This window comes from Streptomyces iranensis (genome assembly GCF_017874715.1).
Taxonomy (GTDB): Bacteria; Actinomycetota; Actinomycetes; order Streptomycetales; family Streptomycetaceae; genus Streptomyces; species Streptomyces iranensis.
On sequence record NZ_JAGGLR010000002.1, the window covers coordinates 60,260 to 79,785 of the forward strand.

Below are 19,526 nucleotides of genomic sequence, written 5' to 3' on the forward strand. Positions count from 1 at the left end.
TACCCGAGCACTGATTCGATCGGTGAGGGAGTGTCCTACGAGCTGTGTCGGGCTCTCGCCAAAGTAGTGAACGCTGAGTCCGTCGGCGCTCTCGACGTGTCCTTCAACTGGTCCCGTGTGGCCGCACCACCGCCAGGCACGCCAGCACGGGTTGAATTCAACCGCGACGCGATCGACATCGTCGACCGCGTGTGCGACCAGCTCAAGACGAAGATCTACACACGCGAGCACCTTATTTACGGCGTAGTCACCGATCTCAGCCGTCATCCGGAGGATGACACTGGCCGTGTCGGGGTCCAAACGCTCATTCAGCGCCGAAGCCGCACGGTATGGATGGATCTGCCTGACAGCAGCTACCACACAGCCGTGCGCTGCCACGATGCCCGTATCCCTGTTCGTGTGCGTGGCACGCTGACCAGTCCGCGTGGAGGGCACGCCCGCATGGATGTCGTCGACTTCGCCCCTGACCCTTCGTTGGGAGCGGACGGCTGAAAGCTCATCAGCCCAGGCCAGCCGGGGGCCGACGCCAGCACGATCCCCGCCCGTTCCTCGTGACCACGCCGGTAGGACGAACCGGCGAGCGTACACCGGCGACCCGGTCTCCCCGCTGAGGGACGCTGCCCGACTGTCCTGGCAAGTTTGGGCAAGTTCCTGGCGAGGCAGCCGAGTCACGGGCAAGCTCTGGCACAGGGATCGTTACCGGCACCCGAGGAGGTCATCATGGCCCTGATCAAGCTCGGTAAGGACCCGGAGAGCCCCAGTGGCGGCTCCCCCACCGTCTACCTCGACGACGAGAAGGACACCTACGTCGTGCAGGGGTGGAAGGTAGAGGACGACGAGCGGCTCGGGCAGATGGACATCCCCGGACATGAGACGGTGGTAGAGATCCCCCGGCGCATGGTGCAGTTCTTCCTGGAGGTGAAGAAGGGTGACGAGGACCCCGACGTTTGAGGAGCTGTTCCGCGACTGCCAGAGGACCGCGGTCCACCTGGAGATGCGTGACGCCTACATGAAGTCGGACCCGGCCTTCATCGACTGGAAGGCCGGTGTGGTCCTCGACCCGGCCGCGCGCTGGGCCGACTGGCACGCCATCGTCACGGAGGCGACCTCGCGAGGTGTCGAGGTTCGGCGCGCCCGTGTCGTGTCGACACCGGCCAGCGAGTACATCCGCTTCGAGTACGACGTGACCAACGGGCTGAACATCGCTGCGGGCGAAAGCGTGCGGTGGCTTCCGCGGCGCAACGCGACCGATATCGCACTTCCGGGCAATGACTTCTGGTTGTTCGACTCCAGCCTCGTACTCGTCAACCACTTCGACGGCGAGGGCGAGAACATGGAGGTCGAACTCACGGAGGCCCCGGAGACGGCGAAGCTGTGCGAGTCGGCCTTCGAGGCCGTATGGAAGCGGGGCACGCCGCACGCGGAATTCGAGTTGGCCTGATAGTCCGAACAGCACCGTCACACTGACATGACATCGCCCTCTTCGAGCGTCCAGGAAGCCCGCAAGGCGCTCGGCCAACGTCTGGCCGAGATCCGGCAGGCAGCCGGACTCACCAAGCGAGCGCTGGCCCAGTGCCTGGGTTGGCATGAGTCGAAGGCTTCGCGCTTCGAGAGCGGTATTCGCGCCCCCTCGGAGCGTGACCTTCGCGATTGGTGTTCCGCGTGCGGCGCGGAGAATGAGACCGAAGATCTCATCTCCACAGCCCGCGGAATTGAGGGCATGTACGTCGAGTGGCGCAAGATGGAGCGCCATGGACTCAAGTGGGCACAGGAGTCCGTGGTTCCTCTCTGGGAGCGCACCGAGCGCTTTCGCATTTACTCGCCCTGGCTCATCCCTGGCCCCGTGCAGACGGCCTCGTACATCACCGCACTTCTGACCTCTATTCGTGACCGCCGAGGACTCATCGACGATGTACCGGCGGCCGTAAAGGTGCGCGTGGAGAAGCAACAGGTCGTCTACGGGAAGCGTAAGTTCGCCATCCTCCTGGAAGAGAGCGTCCTGCGGTACCGCATCGGCGGCACCGAGGTGATGGCGGGCCAGCTCGGCTATCTCCTGAGCGTCATGGCCCTCCCGTCGGTGAGTATCGGCATCATCCCCCAGGACGCCGACCGTTCCGGCCTGTGGCCTGTCGAGGGCTTCTTCCTGTACGACGACGAGTTGGTGAACGTCGAACTGATCTCGGCTCATCTCACCGTCGTCCAGAAGAATGAGCTTGCCATGTATGCCAGGACGTTCAGCGAGCTGGCCGAACTTGCCGTCTACGGCCCCGCCGCGCGCGAAATCATCACCGCCACCATCGAATCTCTAGGATGAACGTCCGGCAAGTTCGGGCACAGTCGTGGAGCCCTACCCCTGCCTCTTCCTAGCTTTATTGGCACGGATGAAAGCGTGCTGGGGAAGGGTCAGTGATGGCTGTGGCAAGTACGGGCAAGGCGTTGGGGGCGGCCAAGGATACTGAGGTCGAATTCTCTCTCATCGACGTGGCGGCGATCTCCTGGCAAACGGATATCGTCCTCCGGTTGCGGATGGGCACCACGACCCGGGCGGCAATGGACAGGCACTTGCCGAAGATGGCAAACGAGTTGAACCGTCTGCTCGGCGAGGACTTGGGCGCCGAAGACGACCGCGAGGTGCGAGAGCTGATCCGCGAGGGGACCAGACTGATCGACCTCACGAATCGACCGACCGTCGAAACACCTACGTTCGGGACTTTCGTGTATCTCCGCGATATCGCCCTTCTGACGCGACGGCTGCTCTGGATCTACTCCCAGCGGAACGGGCTGAATGCGCCGTGAGAACCCGGGAGCAGCCCTCCATACCTGTCTCCGCCTGTCGGCACGGTGGGGGCCACGGGGCCGCCGTCCGATGTCCGCATCGGCGACTTCATCCTCCTCGACGGCCAGTACCAGCGGGTCCTGGACATGAGGTCCGCCCCCTGACCACCTGCCGGCCCCTCGAACACCGCTGATCAGGGCCCGCTCGGGCGCTGCACCATCCTTCTCACCTCACCTCACCTCGCGAGGAGCACTGTCATGCGCTTTCGCAAGATCCACGGAGCGGGAAACGACTTCGTCCTGCTCTCCGGCCACGAACCGGACGATGACAAGGACTGGCCCAAGGAGGCCGAGCGCCTGTGCGCCAGACGTACCGGCGTAGGCGCGGACGGTCTGGTCCTCAGCCGATTGGTCAGCGAGGCCCCCGCCGTCCTCGACGTCACCTGTTTCAACGCGGACGGTTCGATCGCAACGATGTGCGGCAATGCCCTGCGATGCTCCGCCTGGGCCGCTCGCCGCGATCACGGCTTCCAGCAGATGCGTCTCCGCATGGCCGGAGTGGTGCACGAGGCGGTCGTGTCCGACGACTCCGTGTGGGTCACGGTCGAGGTGAGCCAAATCCTCCCCCGGCGCTTACAAACGGTCGTCAACGGCAGACCGACCTGGTTCGACAGCGCCCACACCGGTACGGAGCACGTCGTAGCCATCGTGGGCAACGTCGATGCCATCGACCCGGTGGTGGTCGGTCGCATCATCCGTCACCATCCCGATCTGGCCCCGCTGGGCACGAACGTCAACTTCGTTCAATCCGCCGGCCACCAGGCACTGAAGATCCGCACCTACGAACGCGGCGTCGAGGCGGAAACCCTGTCGTGCGGAAGCGGGGCCGTCGCGGCCGTCGTCGTCGCGACCATGCGCGGACTCGTCGCACGACGCGCCGTCACCGTTCACAACCGCGCCGGGGAGCCGCTCACGGTCCGGCCACACAACGCCCGGCCGAACCGAACGCAGTGGGTCGGCGGTCCGGTCACCAACACCTTCGAAGGGGTACTCGCATGACTCTCTTCCTCAGCCCCAGCTCGGACCGCGCGGTGCGGAAGGCCGCCGAGGACCTTCGCGAGTGGGGACGGAGCCATCAGGGCCTCGGTGTCGCCCTGATCTGCGGGCCCGTGTCCGCCGAGGACAGGCTCTACCACGCGAAGTGCCCCGTCGAAAAGCGATCCGTCACCGCCCTGGCCGCGGCGCTGGAGGAGATCGGCGCCCGCTGGAAGGTGCTCGACCCGTGCGACCCGGACTTCATCATGGATCTGGTCGGGTACGACGTGGTCCTCTCCAACCTCCACGGGCCGTACGGGGAGGACGGCCGATTGCAGGGCCTGCTCGACTACCTTCGCGTGCCCTACTGCGGCAGCGGGGTCGGGGCATCCGCGGTGGCCGCCGACAAGATCCTGTGCAAGCGGGTGATACTGACCCTCGGCGTCCCTACACCTGGCTGGCATGTCTGGACCGGCGGCCCGGCGACCTGGAAGGGCCGCCCCGTGATGGTCAAGCCGCCCTTCGGCGGGTCCAGCGTGGGCATGAGCCTCGTACACAGCCGGGCCGAGCTGCCCGCAGCCCTGGCAGACGCTGCCGTCGACGAGGGCACCGCCGTGCTCGTGGAGGACTACGTGAGCGGCACGCCCCTTACCGTCGGGCTGCTGGAACTTCCAGGCGGCTCCGTCATCGTCTTCCCGCCGCTGGCCACCGAAGCCAACGAAGCCGAGTTCTACGACGCCGACACGAAGATCGACGTGGACTCCAGGCGCACCGTAACCGTGCGCGCCGCCGAGCTGGCGCCCGATGTCCTGGACAGGATCACCAGGGACGTACGGACCCTGTGGGACGGGATCGGGCTGCGCGGTTCAGCCCGTATCGATTTGATCCTCACCGAGGACGGCGAGCCGTACGTGCTGGAAGTCAACAGCACGCCGGGCATGTCCCGTGACAGCAACTTCGCAGTGGGGGCGGCGATGATCGGGCTCACGCACACGGATGTCGTCTTGGCGATGCTGCACGAGGCCCTGGCCCGCCCGCCATACGATGTGCCCCTGCCCGCTCCCGCGTTCTCCAGCGCCACACCGACGCGGGAGGCTGCCGTCTCCCCGTAGGAGCTTGCCGCTGTGCCGCGCGTCCACGATGTCCCCATGTGCCGACAGCTCATCGCCCCCGCCGAGTGGGATCTCCACGGGGGCTGGGCACTGGGAGACAGGACCGAATGGTCCAACCGGGCGTGCGGCCTGGCATCACTGAGGATGATCCTGCTCGCCTATGGGCACGAGGCGCCCACGGTGACGGAACTCCTGAAGCTCGCGGTCAAGCATGAGGTTCTGACCCCGCGCGGAGCACTCCACGCAGGGATCGCGAGCCTGGCGACCGACCTGGGAGTGCCCGCTCTCGCAGAGCCCGTGCCCGTCGAAGAACTGTTCCGCCGCCTCGATGACGCCCCGCTCATTGTGTCGGCGACCGAGCAGTTCCCCGACGACGGCCGTTCAGGCGGTCATCTCGTCATCCTCCGCGGCTACGAGGACGGCCCCGACCCGACGATCCTCTTCCGGGACCCGTCGGCCTGGGGCCAAACGCACGATCGCCTCCCTCTCAGCCGCTTGTCCCCTTCCTACACCGGCCGCGCGATCACCTTCGCGCCCCTGACTCACAACGGAGATGCTTGATGACCGAGACAGTCGGTGAGACGACCGAGGCCGCAGGCGGCCGAAGGATCGCCGTACTCGGCGAGATGCTGGAGCTTGGCGACCAGGCGGTGGAAGCCCACCGCGAGATCGGGCGCTTCGCGGCGGAAGCCGGCGTCGACTTCGTCTTGGCGGTCGGCGGAGACCTCGCCAAACAGCTCGCCCTCGCGGCAGGCGCGGCAGGGGTTCCCGAGATCGGCCTCGTCCGCGACAACAAGACCGCTGCCGCCTACCTCGAATCCGTCCTCCGCCCCGGTGACGTTGTGCTCGTCAAGGCGTCCCGCGGAGGTCAGCTCTGGCAGATCGCCCAAGCACTCACCGGGCAGGCCGTCACGAGCCTGTGAGCAAGCCCCTGCCCTTTGCGTCGCGACCCAGGACGAACTCGATGATTCAGCGTCGTTTCGTACACATCGCTCGTCAAGCAGAGGTTTGATGGTCCCATGCAGAGGTGGAGGAGATACACGCTGATTGCGTGCGCGGCCGGATGCGGAACGGCGGCGGTGTGTCTGGTAGCGGTCGCCCTCTCCATGGATCTGGCGATTGCAGACCGGCTTGGGAGCGTGATGGGAGCGATCGCCGGACTCGTGGGTCTGGCGCTCTCAGTGTGGGGTCTCACTCAATCCGGACGGGGCTCGGTGGAGGCTCATGACAGTGCCGTGGCATCAGGCGGACATGTCGGACGCGTCATCGTCGGCCATCGCAACCAGGTCACACAGCCTGTAGTGACACCGTGCAACAGCCAACTCACGAGTGGCAGCGGCGTGCATGCTTCGGGAGCGGGCAGTACAGCTGCCGCAGGAAACATCGGTGAGGTCATAGCCGGAGACGAGAACCGTACGTGACACCTGTTTGGGGCCGCCGAGACCACGACTCGCAGGACGACGAAGGTGCCACCTCCATGCCAACGCGCGGCCGCATACAAGCGAGTAAGGACTCGGTGGCCGCGGGGGGAGACATCGGGGCAGTCGTCACCGGCGATCACAACGCAGTCACGCATGTCTATGTCATCGGTTCCTCCCAGCCAGTCAGCGACGCAGGCCAGAAGGCGTTGTCCACTCGCCTCATCAGCGAGTGCCACCCGCTCGACCTGGAGGTGCACCACGCGATCCACGTCGCCGCACGGAACGATGCGCTGCCTGCGTACGTGCCACGAGAGCATGACGCCCATCTGCGGGGCATCGTGGAGGCCGCTCGGGGCGGCACAAGCCAGATGTGTGTGCTGGTCGGCGAATCCTCTACTGGCAAGACCCGCGCGTGCTGGGAGGCCATCCAAGATTTGGCAGCCGATGGCTGGCGGCTGTGGCACCCCTTAGCCCCCACCCGCGCGGAGGCAGCCTTGGCCGGCCTGGCCACGGTGGGGCCAAAGACGGTGGTCTGGCTCAACGAAGCACAGCACTACCTGGCTGTGCCCCAGGTCGGAGAGCGGATTGCTGCATCGCTTCGGACTCTGCTGACGGACGCCGCCCGTGCCCCGATCCTGATCGTGGGCACTCTCTGGCCCGTGCACTGGGGCGAGTTGACCTCCCTACCGGCCAGCCGGAATCACGATCCGCACGCACAGATCCGCCCCCTACTGACGGACCGACAAGTGCACGTGCCGGACGCCTTCGCCGAACAGGATGTACTTGCTCTGCGCAGCGCTGCAGAGAATGACGAGCGCCTTGCACAGGCGCTTGCAGGGGCAGCCGACCGCCGTATCACCCAGTTCCTGGCCGGTGTTCCCGCCCTGCTGGACCGACTCGAATGCACCGGCCCGAGTGCCAGGGCGGTCCTCGACGCCGCGATGGACGCCCGCCGCCTGGGCTGCGGAGTGGATCTACCCGCAGCGTTCCTCGAAGAGGCGGCTGCTGGCTACCTGCTCCCGTCGGTGTTCCAGTCACTGGAGGAGGACTGGTTCGAGCAAGCCGTCGACTACACCGCACGCCCCGTACACGGCAAGGCGGCACTGCTGCAACAGACTCGCCGCACGTTTGAAAACCGCTCTGCGGACCGCTGCTTTCGGCTGGCGGACTACGTGGAGCAGCACGGCCGTCGCACACGCCGTGCTTTGTGTCCGCCTTCCTCATTCTGGGAAGCGGCTCTGGAGCACCTGTTGCACCCCAGCGACATCGACGCACTGGCCCAAGCAGCGTCCTCGCGGTGGCGGCTGCGCTACGCTCGCCTCCTCACCGCGCGGGCCCGTCAACTACCAAGGCCCGAACACGCCGTCAGGTTTTATGGGGAGACACCTGATCACGACTGGCGGGACGTGGAAGCCGGTCGGCCGGTGGACCACCTGACGTGCAGTGGCGCTGGCCGATCTTGCGCAAACCACCGTTGAGCAGGGCGACTACGAACAGGCGGCGGCTCTGGCCGTGCAAATTGCCGAATGTTGCCAACCGGACGGGCTCGCCGAGATCGCGTTGCGGCACGAGGAGGCCGGACTTACCGTCGAGGCATCCGACCTGGCTCACCACGCTGCAGCCATGGGCGCCCCTTCGTGCCTGAGCCATCTAGCCATGATGCGGGAGGATGCGGCCTTGTTCGACCAGGCAGAGCATTACGCGCGGGCCGCGGCCGAATACGGACTCACCGAGACTCTGGCGGACCTGGCGATGCGCCGCGAGGCAGCCGGCGACAGAGACCGCGCTCAGGACTTGTGGGAAGCTGCCGCCGTATACGGACACCACGAGGCTCTCGCCAGCATCGCTCGCTTCCAGTACGAAGCCAACGACATCGACGGAGCAGCCCACACCGCCCGTGAAGCACTCGACCGAGGAGACGCCGCTCGCCACCGCCTCCATCGGATTGAGCCGTTATGGGTACGGCTGTGGCCACATGGCATTGAACCAGACGGTACTCCCACCTCCTCTATCCAAGACCATCGCTCCTGGTGGGGGCATTGAGGCGATGACCGGCGGACCAGCTGTCCGGATGAGCCTCCAGGCAAGGTTGCTCCCGCAACACGGCAGGCACCTGCCGTTCGACTACGAGCATCGAGCAATGCGCCGTGCTGTGGGAGATGGGAGATGATCTTCCCCTCGAGACCATGCCAATCCCTGCCAGGACAACCCCCACCAAGTCTTTGACCTGTATGTTTCACAAGACCCACCGGTGACGGTCTTCGCCGAACCTCATTCGGGACGAAGAGGTCGTGGGTTCACATCGCGCCGCGCAGGTGCCCCGGAACTGGCGCTCACGGGCGGATCACGCGCTAGCCAAGCGCTACTCGGTGCGGCCGGAATTCGACGCTACAGTCCCTTCACGAGCATCAGCCCAGGAAGCTCAGCCGCACCTGGCGGTCGGGGTTGTCCCGGTTGGTGTCGACCAGGCACACCGACTGCCAGGTGCCCAGTGCCAGACCGCCGCCGATGACCGGGATGGTGGCGTGCGGGGGTACGAAGGCGGGGAGGACGTGGTCGCGTCCGTGGCCGGGGCTGCCGTGGCGGTGGCGCCAGCGGTCGTCGGCGGGGAGGAGGTCGCGGAGGGCGGAGAGCAGATCGGTGTCGCTGCCGGCGCCCGTCTCCAGGATGGCGATCCCGGCCGTGGCATGCGGGACGAAGACGTTGAGCAGGCCGTCGCCGCCGTCCGCCACCTCGCGTAGATACGCCTCGCAGTCGGCGGTGAGGTCGGCGACGGTCTCGGTGGATCCGGTGGTGACGCTGATGGTGTGGGTACGGAATGTGCTCATGGAACCATCCTGATACGCCGTCGCGTAAAACTCCCGCAACAAAGGTCCGAGGGGCAAGACACCGTTGACCGGTTCTGGACGTCCTCGCTAGCTTCGAGGGCATGTCTACGTCAGCCCTGCTCACCACGCGCGGTCATATCGACCTGCTGCGGGTGGCGTCCGCCGCGTGTCCCGGCCTCCGCTGACCTTTCTCCCCCTCCCTCGCCCCTCCCCCCCTCGCCTCGGTCTCGTTCCGCCGTACCGTGCTGATCGTCCTGTCGTACGGCGTGTACTGGCCTGTACCGGCCTGTACGGGCATCGAGGCGTACCCCTTTTGTGGAGCCCCCATGTCCCCGGTTCTCGAACCGGTCGTGCCGCTCTCCGCGCGCCGCCGCACCGTGCCGCGATGGCTGCGCCGTACGACCGGGCCCCTTCTGCTGCTGGTGCTCTGGCAGGTGTCCAGCGCCACCGGTGTGCTGCCCTCCGACACCCTGGCCTCCCCCGGCACCATCGCCGATACCGCCTCCGGCCTGCTCAAGGACGGCACCCTCCCGCACGCCATGCTGGTGTCCGTACAGCGGGTGCTGATCGGGCTGGCGCTCGGCGGTGTCATCGGGGTCTCGCTCGCGCTGGTCTCCGGACTGTCCCGGCTCGGCGAGGATCTCGTCGACGCGAGTGTGCAGATGCTGCGCAGCATCCCCTGGGTCGGCATGATCCCGCTGTTCATCATCTGGATGGGCATCGGCGAGGCTCCGAAGATCGCGCTCATCGCGCTGGGCGTCACCTTCCATCTCTATCTGAACGTCTACGCGGGCATCCGCGGCGTGGACGCCCAGCTCATCGAGGCCGGGAACTCGCTCGGGCTCGGCCGTTGGGGGCTGATCCGCCATGTGGTGCTGCCCGGAGCGCTCCCCGGCGCGATGACCGGGCTGCGCTACTCCCTCGCCACCGCCTGGCTGGCGCTGGTCTTTGGCGAGACCATCAACGCCGACGACGGGATCGGCTTTCTGCTCAACCGCGCACGGGAGTTCTTCCAGACCGATGTGATCGTGGTCTGCCTGATCGTCTACGCCGCCCTCGGCCTGCTCGCCGATTTCGTCGTCCGCACTCTGGAGAGGCTGCTGCTGCAATGGCGACCGAACTTCACCGGCAAGTGAGCTCCCTTGAGAAGGACTCCTTGGAGAAGGACTCCCTGAAGAAGGAGTTGGGGCAGGAGAAGGAGGGCGAGGGCGGCGGTGCCGCGGTGCGGGTGCGCTCGCTGACCCGCTCGTTCGACGGCCGCGCGGTCATCGACGACCTCCAACTGGACGTACCGGCGGGCGAGTTCGTGGCGCTGCTCGGCCGCAGTGGCTGCGGCAAGTCCACGCTGCTGCGGGTGCTCGCCGGGCTGGACCGGGAGATCGAGGGCGAGGTGCTGGTGCCGCGCCGCAAGGCCGTCGCCTTCCAGGCGCCCCGGCTGATGCCCTGGAAGCGGGTCTGGCGCAATGTGCTGCTCGGGCTGCCCGGCCGCCCCGGGCGGGCCGTGGCCGAGCGGGCGCTGAAGGAGGTCGGGCTCGGCCACCGCATCGACGCCTGGCCCAAGACCCTCTCCGGCGGCGAGGCCCAGCGCGCCTCGCTCGCCCGTGCGCTGGTGCGCGAGCCCGATCTGCTGCTGCTGGACGAGCCGTTCGGCGCGCTGGACGCGCTCACCCGGATCACCGCCCAGCAGCTGGTGGCCGAGCTGTGGCAGCGGCGCGGCTGTGCGGTACTGCTGGTCACCCATGACGTGGAGGAGGCGCTGCTGCTCGCCGACCGCGTCCTGGTGATGGACGGGGGCGTGATCGCGCATCAGGTCCGGGTGGACCGGGACCGGCCGCGCGACATCGCCGATCCGCTCCTCGCCGAGCTGCGCACCGAGCTCCTGGACCGGCTGGGTGTGAAGGCGCCCGAACCGGCCGCGGTCCACAAGGTCGCCTGACTCCCGAACCGCCGGACCCAGCCCTGCTCCCCGTACTTCCGTACTGCCCGTACCTCTCGCACCTCCCGCACCTCCCGCACCTCCCGCACCTCCCGAACGGACCCTGCTGACATGAGACGGCGTATCGTCCCCGCCCTGTCCCTCCCCCTCGCCCTGCTGCTGTCCGCCTGCGTCAGCTCGCACGCGCAGAACGACTCCGGATCCTCCGGCAACACCGACGGCAAGGGCGATGTGACCCTCAACATCGGTGATCAGAAGGGCAATGACGAGGCGGTACTGCGCGCCGCCGGGCAGCTCAAGAACCTCCCCTACAAGATCAAGTGGTCGACGTTCACCTCCGGCCCGCCGATCCTGGAGGCCGTGAGCGCCAAAGCCGTGGACATCGGCGGGGTCGGCAACACCCCGCCGGTCTTCGCCGCGGCCGCCAAGTCCCACATCAAGGTCGTGGCCGCCAAGCACGGCACGTCCGACGGGGAGACGATCCTGGTCAAGAAGGGGTCGCCGGTGAAGAAGACGGCCGACCTCAAAGGCAAGTCGGTGGCGGTCGCACAGGGCAGCTCGGCCCATTACCAACTGGTCGCCTCGCTCGCCAAGGCCGGGCTCTCGATCAAGGACGTCAAGGTCAGCTTCCTCCAGCCCGCCGATGCCCTGGCCGCCTTCACCCGCGGCAAGGTGGACGCCTGGGCCGTCTGGGACCCGTACACCTCCCAGGCGCTGCGCCAGTCGGACGCGCGGGTCCTCACCACAGGCCAGGGGGTGGTCAACGGCCTCAACTTCCAGGTGGCCAACCCCTCCTCCCTCGAGGACGAGAAGAAGGTCAAGGTCATCAAGGACTATCTCGGGCGGCTGCGCCGGGCCCAGGACTGGGTCTACAAGCACCCCGAGGAGTGGGCCAAGGTGTGGGGCAAGGAGACCGGGCTGCCGTACCAGGTGGCGCTGGACTCGGTGAAGCGGACCAACGGCACCAGGGTGTACGTCGCCGTCGACAAGCCCGCCGTCGCCTCCGAGCAGGAGATCGCGGACACCTTCGCGAAGCTGAAGCTCACCCCGCGCCGCTATCAGTTCGCCGACTATGTCGACACCCGCTTCAACGGCGATCTGCCGCCCTCCACCTCCGCACCGCGCACCTACGGAAAGGGATCCTGAGGACACCCCTTTTCGGGAGCGGCGCATCGGGTAAGCGCGTGGAAACCGCCAACCGCGCGATACCTACCCGATGAAACGAGGTGAGCGTCATGCACACCGCCACGGCTCAGCGGACGGCCACCACACCGTCCGCGGTGCGGGAGACCCTGGAATGCCGCCCCGAAGCCGCCGCGCACGCACGACATCTCACCAGCACCTTTCTGGAAGGTCTGCGTCCGGCGCCCGACCGGGGCGCCGCCGACGCGGTGATGCTGGTCGTCTCGGAGCTGGTCACCAATGCCGTACGGCACTCGGGCGGCCGGTTCTGCTCGTTGCGCGTGTCGGCCGACCCTGACGCCATCACCGTCGCCGTCGGCGATGCCAGCCGCGTACCGCCGCAGCGGCGCACTCCGGATGTGCGCGGCGAGGGCGGCGGGTTCGGCTGGCCGATGATCAGCGGCATGGCCACGGCCACGGCCGTCCGCGAGGAGCCGGGGGGTAAGACCGTGAGCGCGATCATCGCCCGAAGAGGACGGGTGTCGGGGCGTGTCAGCGCCGCCCCGACACCGAGTTGATCCTCTCCGTGCCCTCGCGTGACGTCATCGCCCCCTGCCCCGTCCCGTTCCAGCCCGTCCCGTTCCAGCCCGTCCCGTTCCAGCCCGTCCCGTTCTAGCCCGTCCCGTTCTAGCCCGTCCCGGTCCCCGTCCGCGCGCGGTCGACGGCCACGGCGATCCCGTCGAGGACGCGTTCGAGACCGAAGACGAAGTCATGGTCGGTCGCCGGATCGTCGTACGCCCCGTCGGGCGCCGCCTCGAACAGGCCCGCCGAGAACAGCAGCGCCACCTGCGGAAAGCGGTCCCGGGTGACGAGCCGCGCCAGGGTCCTGCCGTAGGCCCGCTCGGTCTCCTCCTGGCTCAGTCCCGTTTCGCTCCTGCCCTGCGCGTGTTCCTGGGACAGCAGGGAGGCGTGCCGCACATAGCCGCTGAGCAGGGTCAGACTGCCGACCTTCGCGGCCCAGTCCAGCTCCGTGCCGCTCAGCGCGCTCAGGCCCGCTTCCATCCAGGCGATCTCATGAGGCCCCATCGGCGGCCCCGCGATGGGGAGGCGGGGGAGCCAGGGGCGGTCGTGGTGGACCAGCCGCTGCGCGACGGTCCACTGTCGCAGCCCCTCGCGCCACCGGTCCGGCGCGGTCTCGACCTCGGGCGGAGAGCCGAGCGCCAGGTCCCGCATGAGGACGAGGAGCTCGTCCTTGGATCCCACATGGCGGTAGAGGGACATCGGGGAGACGCCCAGCTCCTTCGCGATCTTCGGCAGCGTCGCACCCGCCAGCCCGTCGCGGTCCGCCAGTTCCACCCCCGTCCGCACCACGCGCTCGGTGTCGAGCGCGGCGGGCCGGCCGAGGCCCGAGGCCGGGACCGGGAGCCTCCACAGGCGGGCCAGCTCGGCGGGCGCCTCCTCCTGCTCGGCCGACATGGCGCTTCTCCTTCTCGTACCTCGGTTGCTCACCAGGTACATCATGGCCTACCGCTACTTAGTATCTGCCATATAGATTATTGCTTATACTAAGCCCGGGTGCCGAGGGCTCGCCCATGCCCCTTGCCCATTGGGCCCTCATGTCAGGACGGAGAGAGATCCAGGTGACAGCCATAACGCAGTCCCATGCCCCGGGCCCCGCACGGGGCCCTGTCCGCCGGACCGAACGGGCCCTGGCCCCCGATCTGGCACGGGGCACCATGCTGCTGTTCATCGCGCTCGCGAACGCCGCGGTGGCCACCTTCGGCAACCAGCCGGGCGCCGAGGCGTCGCCACACGGCTGGGAACGCCCGTTCAACCTCGTCATGTTCGTCTTCGTGCACGCCCGCGCCTATCCGATGTTCGCCGTGATGTTCGGCTACGGGCTGGTGCAGCTCACCCGCAGACAGGACGCGGAGGGGTCCGGGCCCGGCGCGGCCCGCTCGGTGCTGCTGAAGCGCAACGCATGGCTCATCGCCTTCGGCCTCGTCCATGCCGCACTGCTCAACTTCGGTGATTTCCTGGGGGCTTACGGCATCACCGGCATCGTCTTCACCCTGCTGCTCCTGCGCCGCGGCGAACGCGTGCACCGCGTCGTGCTGTGGCTGTGGGGGTGCACGACGGTGTACGCCGCCGCCCTGGCGGCCGTGGCCGGGTACCGCGCCACGCACGGCGGCTCGGGGTCCGCCGCCGTGCCGACGGACGGTGTCGACTCACTCTCGGCCCCCGACTACCTCACGTCCGTGGCCGACCGGCTCGGCGAGTGGCCGATCCACACGCTGACCGTGCTGGGGTTCATCGTGATCGTCTGGCTGGGCGCGTGGGCCGCGCGGCGTGGCATCCTGGAGGACCCGGCCCGCCACCGGCGGCTGCTGGTCCGCACCGCAGTGGTCGCACTCGGTGTCGCCTTCGCGGGCGGGGTGCCGATCGGGCTGGTCAGCGGCGGATTCGTGCATGTCGACGACGCCACCGCGGACGCTTTCCTGAGCCTGTACGAAGTGAGCGGCCAGTTCGGCGGCCCGGGATATGTGGCGCTCTTCGGGCTCCTCGCCCTGCGCGTGTCGAAGGCCCGCTCCGCGTCGCGGCGGAAGCTTCCCGTGGAGGCGCTGGCGGCGCTCGGCCAGCGGTCGCTGAGCGGCTATCTGTTCCAGTCCCTCGCGTGGGTGGTACTGCTCTCCCCCTTCGCGTTCGCGCTCGGAGAGCGGACCGGCAGCCCGACGCTCACCGCCTGCCTGAGTGCCGTCCTGGTCTGGCTCGCCACGGTGGCCGGGGCCTATATCCTGCAGCGCCGTTCGCTTCCGGGGCCCGCCGAAAAGCTGCTGCGGAGGCTTACGTACGGCCCCCGATAGAGGCTTACGTACGGCCCCCGATAGCCGGACGCCACGCGCCTCGTGCACACGGCGACGCCGAAGGCCGGCCGCCCCTGGGGCGACCGGCCTTCGGTGTTCAACCGCCGATGTTCGAACCGCCTGCGTTCAGCCGCCCGTGTTCAGCCGCCGATGTTCACGTCGATGCAGGCGTAGAAGGCGTTGGCGGTGTCCGCGATGTTCCAGACCGCGAGAACCTTCTGCTTGCCCTTCAGACCGCCGAAGTCCACCTGATGGGTGACGGTCTCGCCCGGCTGCGCCCCGCCGTCGTTGACCTCCGCGACCTTCTGGCCACCGACGAAGTACTGCCAGGTGTTGGTCGCGTGACGGGCGGTCAGTTTCCAGGTGAAGTCGGCCTTGGACGGGATGGGCGTGACCGCCCAGCCCTTGCTGTCGTCGTCGAGTTCGGCGAACTTCCCATTGCCACCGCTGCAGCTCGTCAGCCCCTTGGGGCCTTCGACGCTCTGCGGCTCGTACTTGATGTCGCCGCAGGGCACGGTACCGGCCGCACACTGGGCCTGGCGGCTCGGCGGGGTGGAGATGTAGCCATGCGCGCTGGCCTCGCTCGCGGGGAGGCTCAGAGCGATCAGGGGGGCTATCCCCGCGCCGACGACAACCGCCAACTTTCGTTTCATGTTCATGCCAACTCCTTCACGGCGAGGCCCCACGCCAGACGGGAAGTCCTTGCCGAAGGTGGGGATGTGGGGGGATGTGGGGGGTGGCTGCACGGAACGCTTCATGGGCCGCAAGGGGCGGCCGTGAATCAGCGCCGCACTAGGTCTAGACCATACCGTCTGTCAGTTCACGGTCAAGACATGGGACGGAAGTGGTCTGGTCCACTGTCATCCCCCCACATGTCACCGCCCCGGCCCGGGAACCCGGGGCGGGGAACGGCCCGCCGCGGGCGGCACAGTGCGGTCAGGCCGAGAGGTCCGCCAGCCGTCGCCGGTCGTGGGGGGAGGGACGGCGGTCCAGCCGCTCCTCCAGGCGATCCCGGGCCGCCTCGCACCGGCCCGCGGACACGAGCGCGTACAGCAGGGTCTCCTCCACGACCTCGCGCTGTGCGGCGCTGCCGCCCACGCCGGGGAGCCGTGGCAGGAGGCGCTCCAATCCGCGTGCCGCGTCCGTCCAGCGCTCTTCCAGGATGTCCTCGAACGCCGCGCACAGCGGGGCGATGACACGTCGCTGCACCTCGTCGGCGCGCAGCGCGTGGACCCGCAGCCGCCGCAGCCCCGGCAGGTCGTCGGCGGCGGTGAGGGCGATGGCGGAGTGCAGGGCGACGAACGCGGTGGCCGGACGCTCCAGGACGTCGGCGGGCGCCGTGTCCAGGACGTCGCCGATCGGGAACGTGCCCTGCCACGCGCCCGCCAGCCGGGCGCGCCACAGCAGGGAGCCGGAGTCGACCAGGGCGCGGACCCCGTACACCTTCCCCGGCGACAGCTGCTCCGCCCACCGGCGGCGGACCGCCGCGGTGTCCTCGAGGGCGAGTTCGTGCAGGGCGGCGTGCCAGGAGAAGTGGGCGCGGTGTGCTCCGCCGCGGCCCTGGTGGGCCAGCCATCGCTGAAGTCGCTCACGGCCCGCCCGGTGGTCGCCGGACTCGTAGTGCACATGGGCGAGGGCGTGCATGGCGTGGCCGGAGGCGGGTTCGGCGGCCAGGGCACGCTCGGCCAGGACTCCGGCCTCGTCGTAACGCCCCTGCTCCTGGCGCATGAAGGCGAGCAGGGAGGTGTGGAACCAGCTTCCCCCGTGCGCCGGGGCGGTGTGCTCGACCACGCGCAGCGCGGTGGTGCCGTCGAGATCGCGCAGACCGGAGAAGGCGATGGTGGGGACGGCGACGGCGAGCGCCGGCGCGTCACCCGGGTACTCCTCCAGGTGGCGCAGGAGGGCGGCGTCACCGTCCGCGGGCGGGTGCAGGACGCGGCGGGAGACGACGGCCACGAAGGAGCGTTCGTGGTCGTCGGCGCGCTCGCGCACCGCGCGCCGGGCGTCGGCCAGGGCACGGGAGACATCCACGTCGGCCCCGCACTCATGGCCGATGAGCGCGAGCGCGGCGTGACCGAGGGCGAATCCGGGGTCGAGTGCCACGGAGCGGCGGAGCGCCTGCGCGGCCCCGGTCCGGACCTTCAGCAGCCGGTCCACGCCGAGGCGGTAGGCGGTGGCGGCGGCGGCGTGGGTGCTGAGGGGGAAGCCCGAGGTGTCCTTGGGCCGACGTGTCCGGCGCCGGGCGGGGCCGCCGGTGGCGGGGGGTGCGGGGGCCGTCCACGGGTCGAGGACGGCCTCGGCGATGGTGGCGGCCTGTGCCCGGATCTCCGGGATGGCGGTGGTCTCCCACAACTCGCCACGGCGGGGCGCGCCGAGGGTCCACAGGGGGCGTGTGGTGCCGCCGTCCGCGCCACGCAGCCGTCCGTGCTCGGTGGCGACGCCCATGCTGAGCGGGCCGGGCATCGCGGCGCCCTGGTCGAGCAGGCTCCGCCACAGCGGGTCGGCCGTGTCGGAGAGCCGCAGGCCCGGCCCCGTACAGTCCACCACCCAGCCGACGGGCAGCGTGCGGGGGCCGTCGGCGGTGGTGAGGGAGACCGTCAGGGAGCCGTCGGGCCGGGCCGAGGCGGAGGCGAGCCGCCCCTGGTGCGTCCGCATCCGCCGGGTGCGGCGCATGCGCCCGACCGCCTCGGCGGTGGCCGGGGGCATGCGGTGGCGGTGGGTGTTCCACAACGAGCCGTCCCGCTCCACGAACTGGGCCCGTTCCGCGGTGGACATCGACGCCCAGATCTCGGCCGTGACCGGGCGCAGCCCGTCCACCGCGGGCCGCCAGTCACCGTGGCTGCGCATGACGCGGCCGATGTGCTGGCGCACCGCGGCCCGCAGCGCGGCCAGGGAAAGACCGTGCAGTGGCGTCGCACACGTGGCGGCGGGCAGCGGGTCCACCGCATGCGCCTGCGGCAGCCTTCCGCCACGGGACACGCCGTGCACCGTGCGGCCGGGGCGGTCGAGCGTCATGGCGATGTCCACCGAGGTCAGCCCGGTGCCGACGAGGAGCACATCCTCCTTCTGCCCGTCCTGGAGGGCGGCGTCCAGGGCGCCCGGCGCCCAGGGGTCGGCGATGAAGCGGTCGTTGCCACGCAGGTTCCCGGGGGCCCAGGCGGAGGTGGCGCGGGACGGCCCGGTGGCCAGCACCACGCAGTGCGCCTCGACGGTACGGCCGTCGGCGAGCTCCAGCCGGGCCTGCGGGGCCCCGCCGCCGGGGAGGGCGGTCCAGTGGCAGCCGGTGGCCCGGGTGCGCAGTCGGCGGACGGTGACGACGCCCTGGGCGGCCATGATGGCTCGGCCGAGGGTGTCGGCGAGGTAGGCGCCGTAGCGGTGGCGCTCCGCGAAGTCGCCGCTCCGCACGCCCGGTTCACCGTGGTGGCACAGCCACCGCACGAAGTGTCCGGGATCGTCGGGATAGCAGCTCATCTTGCCCGCGGGCACATTGAGCCGGTGGCGCGGGTCGAGGGTGGAGTAGGCGATGCCGCGGCCGGCCTCCGGGGCGGGGTCGATCAGCAGGAGTTCGAACGGAACACGGCGGCGTGCCGCCGTCTCGCAGAGCTGGATCGCCACCAGCGCGCCGGCGGCCCCCGCCCCCACGACGGCGACGGTCCTCGTACCCGGCCCTGACGTGCTGCACGGCTCTGGCGATGCCATGTGATACCTCCCGCTTACCCGGAACCGGCGGCGGAGCAGAACCGACGCCCCGCTCACCCAACCGGTACCGTAACCATCTAAGTTCACCGATTCAATGAACTTGGTGAACTCATGGCGGAACAACGAGTCACCCCTGGCGCCACCAGGGCGGATGCCCAAGCCGGTGGTATGGGGCCCGGCCCCATGAAACGGACGTGCGTGATAACTTGCGCTGGTGCGGATCACAGCCAAGTCGGACTATGCGGTCCGGGCGATGGCCGAACTGGCGGCCGCGGAGGGCTCACCCCTGACCGCCGAGCAGGTGGCGACCCGGCAGGACATTCCCCTGCGTTTCCTCTTCGGCATCCTGCGCGAGCTGCGCCTGGCCCATCTGGTGCGCAGTGTGCGTGGCCCGGAAGGCGGATATCTGCTGGCGCGCCCGGCGGCGGAGATCACCCTCGCCGACGCGATCCGCGCCATCGACGGTCCGCTGGCCAACGTACGGGACGTGGGCCTCAGCGGTCTGGAGTACCCCGGAGCGGCGGCGGTGCTGCCCGATGTGTGGCGCGCGGTGCGGGCGAGTCTGCGGCAGGTGCTGGAGAAGACCACGTTCGCTGACCTGGCCGCCGGTGAACTGCCCCCGCTGGTCCAGGAGCGGGCGCGCGAATACCTCGACGACGTCCGCCACTACGACACGTGACGGGCCGGGGCCGGCGGCGTCCCGGTCCCCCGTTCCCGGGCCCGGGTTGGGTGTT

Annotated in this window: 22 protein-coding genes; 18 read left to right on the plus strand and 4 right to left on the minus strand. The window is 69.1% G+C overall.

Annotated elements, in window-relative coordinates; translation table 11 throughout:
* Positions 1–30: 30 nt before the first annotated feature.
* From J2Z30_RS03870 to J2Z30_RS03920, 11 genes are all read left to right on the plus strand, one after another.
* A complete protein-coding gene (locus J2Z30_RS03870) occupies positions 31–492 on the plus strand; it encodes a hypothetical protein (protein WP_209468546.1) in 462 nt (153 codons plus the stop codon).
* 228 nt (positions 493–720) lie between these two features.
* Positions 721–951: a hypothetical protein gene (locus J2Z30_RS03875; RefSeq protein ID WP_044579043.1), complete on the plus strand. Its 231-nt coding sequence runs from the start codon at positions 721–723 to the stop codon at positions 949–951.
* Positions 929–1,441, plus strand: a complete 513-nt coding sequence (locus J2Z30_RS03880) for a DUF6879 family protein (protein WP_209468547.1) — start codon at positions 929–931, stop codon at positions 1,439–1,441. Before J2Z30_RS03875 ends, J2Z30_RS03880 begins: the two co-directional genes overlap by 23 nt.
* Before the next feature lie 27 nt (positions 1,442–1,468).
* Positions 1,469–2,314, plus strand: coding sequence for a helix-turn-helix domain-containing protein (locus J2Z30_RS03885; RefSeq protein ID WP_044579041.1), 846 nt, complete (start codon positions 1,469–1,471; stop codon positions 2,312–2,314).
* A gap of 95 nt (positions 2,315–2,409) precedes the next feature.
* Positions 2,410–2,796 (plus strand): hypothetical protein, encoded by a 387-nt coding sequence (locus tag J2Z30_RS03890; RefSeq protein ID WP_245387581.1) that lies wholly within the window; start codon positions 2,410–2,412, stop codon positions 2,794–2,796.
* 237 nt (positions 2,797–3,033) lie between these two features.
* The gene (dapF, locus tag J2Z30_RS03895; protein ID WP_044579038.1) at positions 3,034–3,834 is read left to right on the plus strand and encodes a diaminopimelate epimerase; all 801 of its coding nucleotides are present in this window, start codon (positions 3,034–3,036) and stop codon (positions 3,832–3,834) included.
* A complete protein-coding gene (locus J2Z30_RS03900; protein ID WP_044579036.1) occupies positions 3,831–4,922 on the plus strand; it encodes a D-alanine--D-alanine ligase family protein in 1,092 nt (363 codons plus the stop codon). The genes dapF and J2Z30_RS03900 overlap by 4 nt, the downstream gene beginning before the upstream one ends.
* Positions 4,923–5,066: 144 nt before the next feature.
* Positions 5,067–5,483 (plus strand): cysteine peptidase family C39 domain-containing protein, encoded by a 417-nt coding sequence (locus J2Z30_RS03905; RefSeq protein ID WP_505011425.1) that lies wholly within the window; start codon positions 5,067–5,069, stop codon positions 5,481–5,483.
* Positions 5,483–5,845, plus strand: a complete 363-nt coding sequence (locus J2Z30_RS03910) for a glutamate ligase domain-containing protein (RefSeq protein ID WP_107073410.1) — start codon at positions 5,483–5,485, stop codon at positions 5,843–5,845. The genes J2Z30_RS03905 and J2Z30_RS03910 overlap by 1 nt, the downstream gene beginning before the upstream one ends.
* Before the next feature lie 554 nt (positions 5,846–6,399).
* On the plus strand, positions 6,400–7,821 hold the full coding sequence (locus J2Z30_RS03915; protein WP_052701741.1) for an ATP-binding protein: 1,422 nt from the start codon (positions 6,400–6,402) through the stop codon (positions 7,819–7,821).
* Positions 7,787–8,386, plus strand: a complete 600-nt coding sequence (locus J2Z30_RS03920; RefSeq protein WP_044579034.1) for a tetratricopeptide repeat protein — start codon at positions 7,787–7,789, stop codon at positions 8,384–8,386. Before J2Z30_RS03915 ends, J2Z30_RS03920 begins: the two co-directional genes overlap by 35 nt.
* A 365-nt stretch (positions 8,387–8,751) precedes the next feature.
* On the opposite strand, the gene J2Z30_RS03925 is transcribed toward J2Z30_RS03920, so the two are convergent.
* Positions 8,752–9,171, minus strand: coding sequence for a YjbQ family protein (locus J2Z30_RS03925; protein ID WP_044579032.1), 420 nt, complete (start codon positions 9,169–9,171; stop codon positions 8,752–8,754).
* A gap of 101 nt (positions 9,172–9,272) precedes the next feature.
* Here J2Z30_RS03925 and J2Z30_RS51635 point away from each other — a divergent pair, with 101 nt between their 5' ends.
* The 5 genes from J2Z30_RS51635 to J2Z30_RS03945 all read left to right on the plus strand — a co-directional run bounded on the left by J2Z30_RS51635 (position 9,273) and on the right by J2Z30_RS03945 (position 12,807).
* Positions 9,273–9,356, plus strand: coding sequence for a putative leader peptide (locus tag J2Z30_RS51635; protein ID WP_350203233.1), 84 nt, complete (start codon positions 9,273–9,275; stop codon positions 9,354–9,356).
* Between the two features lie 141 nt (positions 9,357–9,497).
* Entirely contained in the window at positions 9,498–10,307 is an 810-nt protein-coding gene (locus J2Z30_RS03930; protein WP_044579030.1) for an ABC transporter permease, read from the plus strand.
* Positions 10,280–11,107 carry an ABC transporter ATP-binding protein gene (locus tag J2Z30_RS03935; RefSeq protein ID WP_044579028.1) on the plus strand — a complete coding sequence of 276 codons (828 nt, stop codon included), beginning with the start codon at positions 10,280–10,282 and terminating at the stop codon, positions 11,105–11,107. Before J2Z30_RS03930 ends, J2Z30_RS03935 begins: the two co-directional genes overlap by 28 nt.
* 111 nt (positions 11,108–11,218) lie before the next feature.
* A complete protein-coding gene (locus tag J2Z30_RS03940) occupies positions 11,219–12,253 on the plus strand; it encodes an ABC transporter substrate-binding protein (protein ID WP_044579025.1) in 1,035 nt (344 codons plus the stop codon).
* Positions 12,254–12,342: 89 nt separating this feature from the next.
* Positions 12,343–12,807 (plus strand): ATP-binding protein, encoded by a 465-nt coding sequence (locus tag J2Z30_RS03945; RefSeq protein ID WP_063791010.1) that lies wholly within the window; start codon positions 12,343–12,345, stop codon positions 12,805–12,807.
* A gap of 109 nt (positions 12,808–12,916) precedes the next feature.
* Here the strand turns inward: J2Z30_RS03945 and J2Z30_RS03950 are convergent, their stop codons facing one another.
* Positions 12,917–13,705 (minus strand): TetR/AcrR family transcriptional regulator, encoded by a 789-nt coding sequence (locus J2Z30_RS03950; RefSeq protein ID WP_044579023.1) that lies wholly within the window; start codon positions 13,703–13,705, stop codon positions 12,917–12,919.
* 164 nt (positions 13,706–13,869) lie between these two features.
* Between J2Z30_RS03950 and J2Z30_RS03955 the strand changes: the two genes are divergently transcribed.
* Positions 13,870–15,093, plus strand: coding sequence for a DUF418 domain-containing protein (locus J2Z30_RS03955; protein ID WP_044579021.1), 1,224 nt, complete (start codon positions 13,870–13,872; stop codon positions 15,091–15,093).
* 140 nt (positions 15,094–15,233) lie between these two features.
* Here J2Z30_RS03955 and J2Z30_RS03960 read toward each other — a convergent pair whose 3' ends face one another.
* Entirely contained in the window at positions 15,234–15,752 is a 519-nt protein-coding gene (locus J2Z30_RS03960) for a lytic polysaccharide monooxygenase auxiliary activity family 9 protein (protein WP_044579020.1), read from the minus strand.
* A 277-nt stretch (positions 15,753–16,029) separates the two neighbouring features.
* Positions 16,030–18,792, minus strand: coding sequence for an FAD/NAD(P)-binding protein (locus J2Z30_RS03965; RefSeq protein WP_044579019.1), 2,763 nt, complete (start codon positions 18,790–18,792; stop codon positions 16,030–16,032).
* A 214-nt stretch (positions 18,793–19,006) separates the two neighbouring features.
* Between J2Z30_RS03965 and J2Z30_RS03970 the strand changes: the two genes are divergently transcribed.
* The gene (locus tag J2Z30_RS03970) at positions 19,007–19,471 is read left to right on the plus strand and encodes an RrF2 family transcriptional regulator (protein ID WP_044579018.1); all 465 of its coding nucleotides are present in this window, start codon (positions 19,007–19,009) and stop codon (positions 19,469–19,471) included.
* The last annotated feature ends 55 nt before the right edge of the window (positions 19,472–19,526 follow it).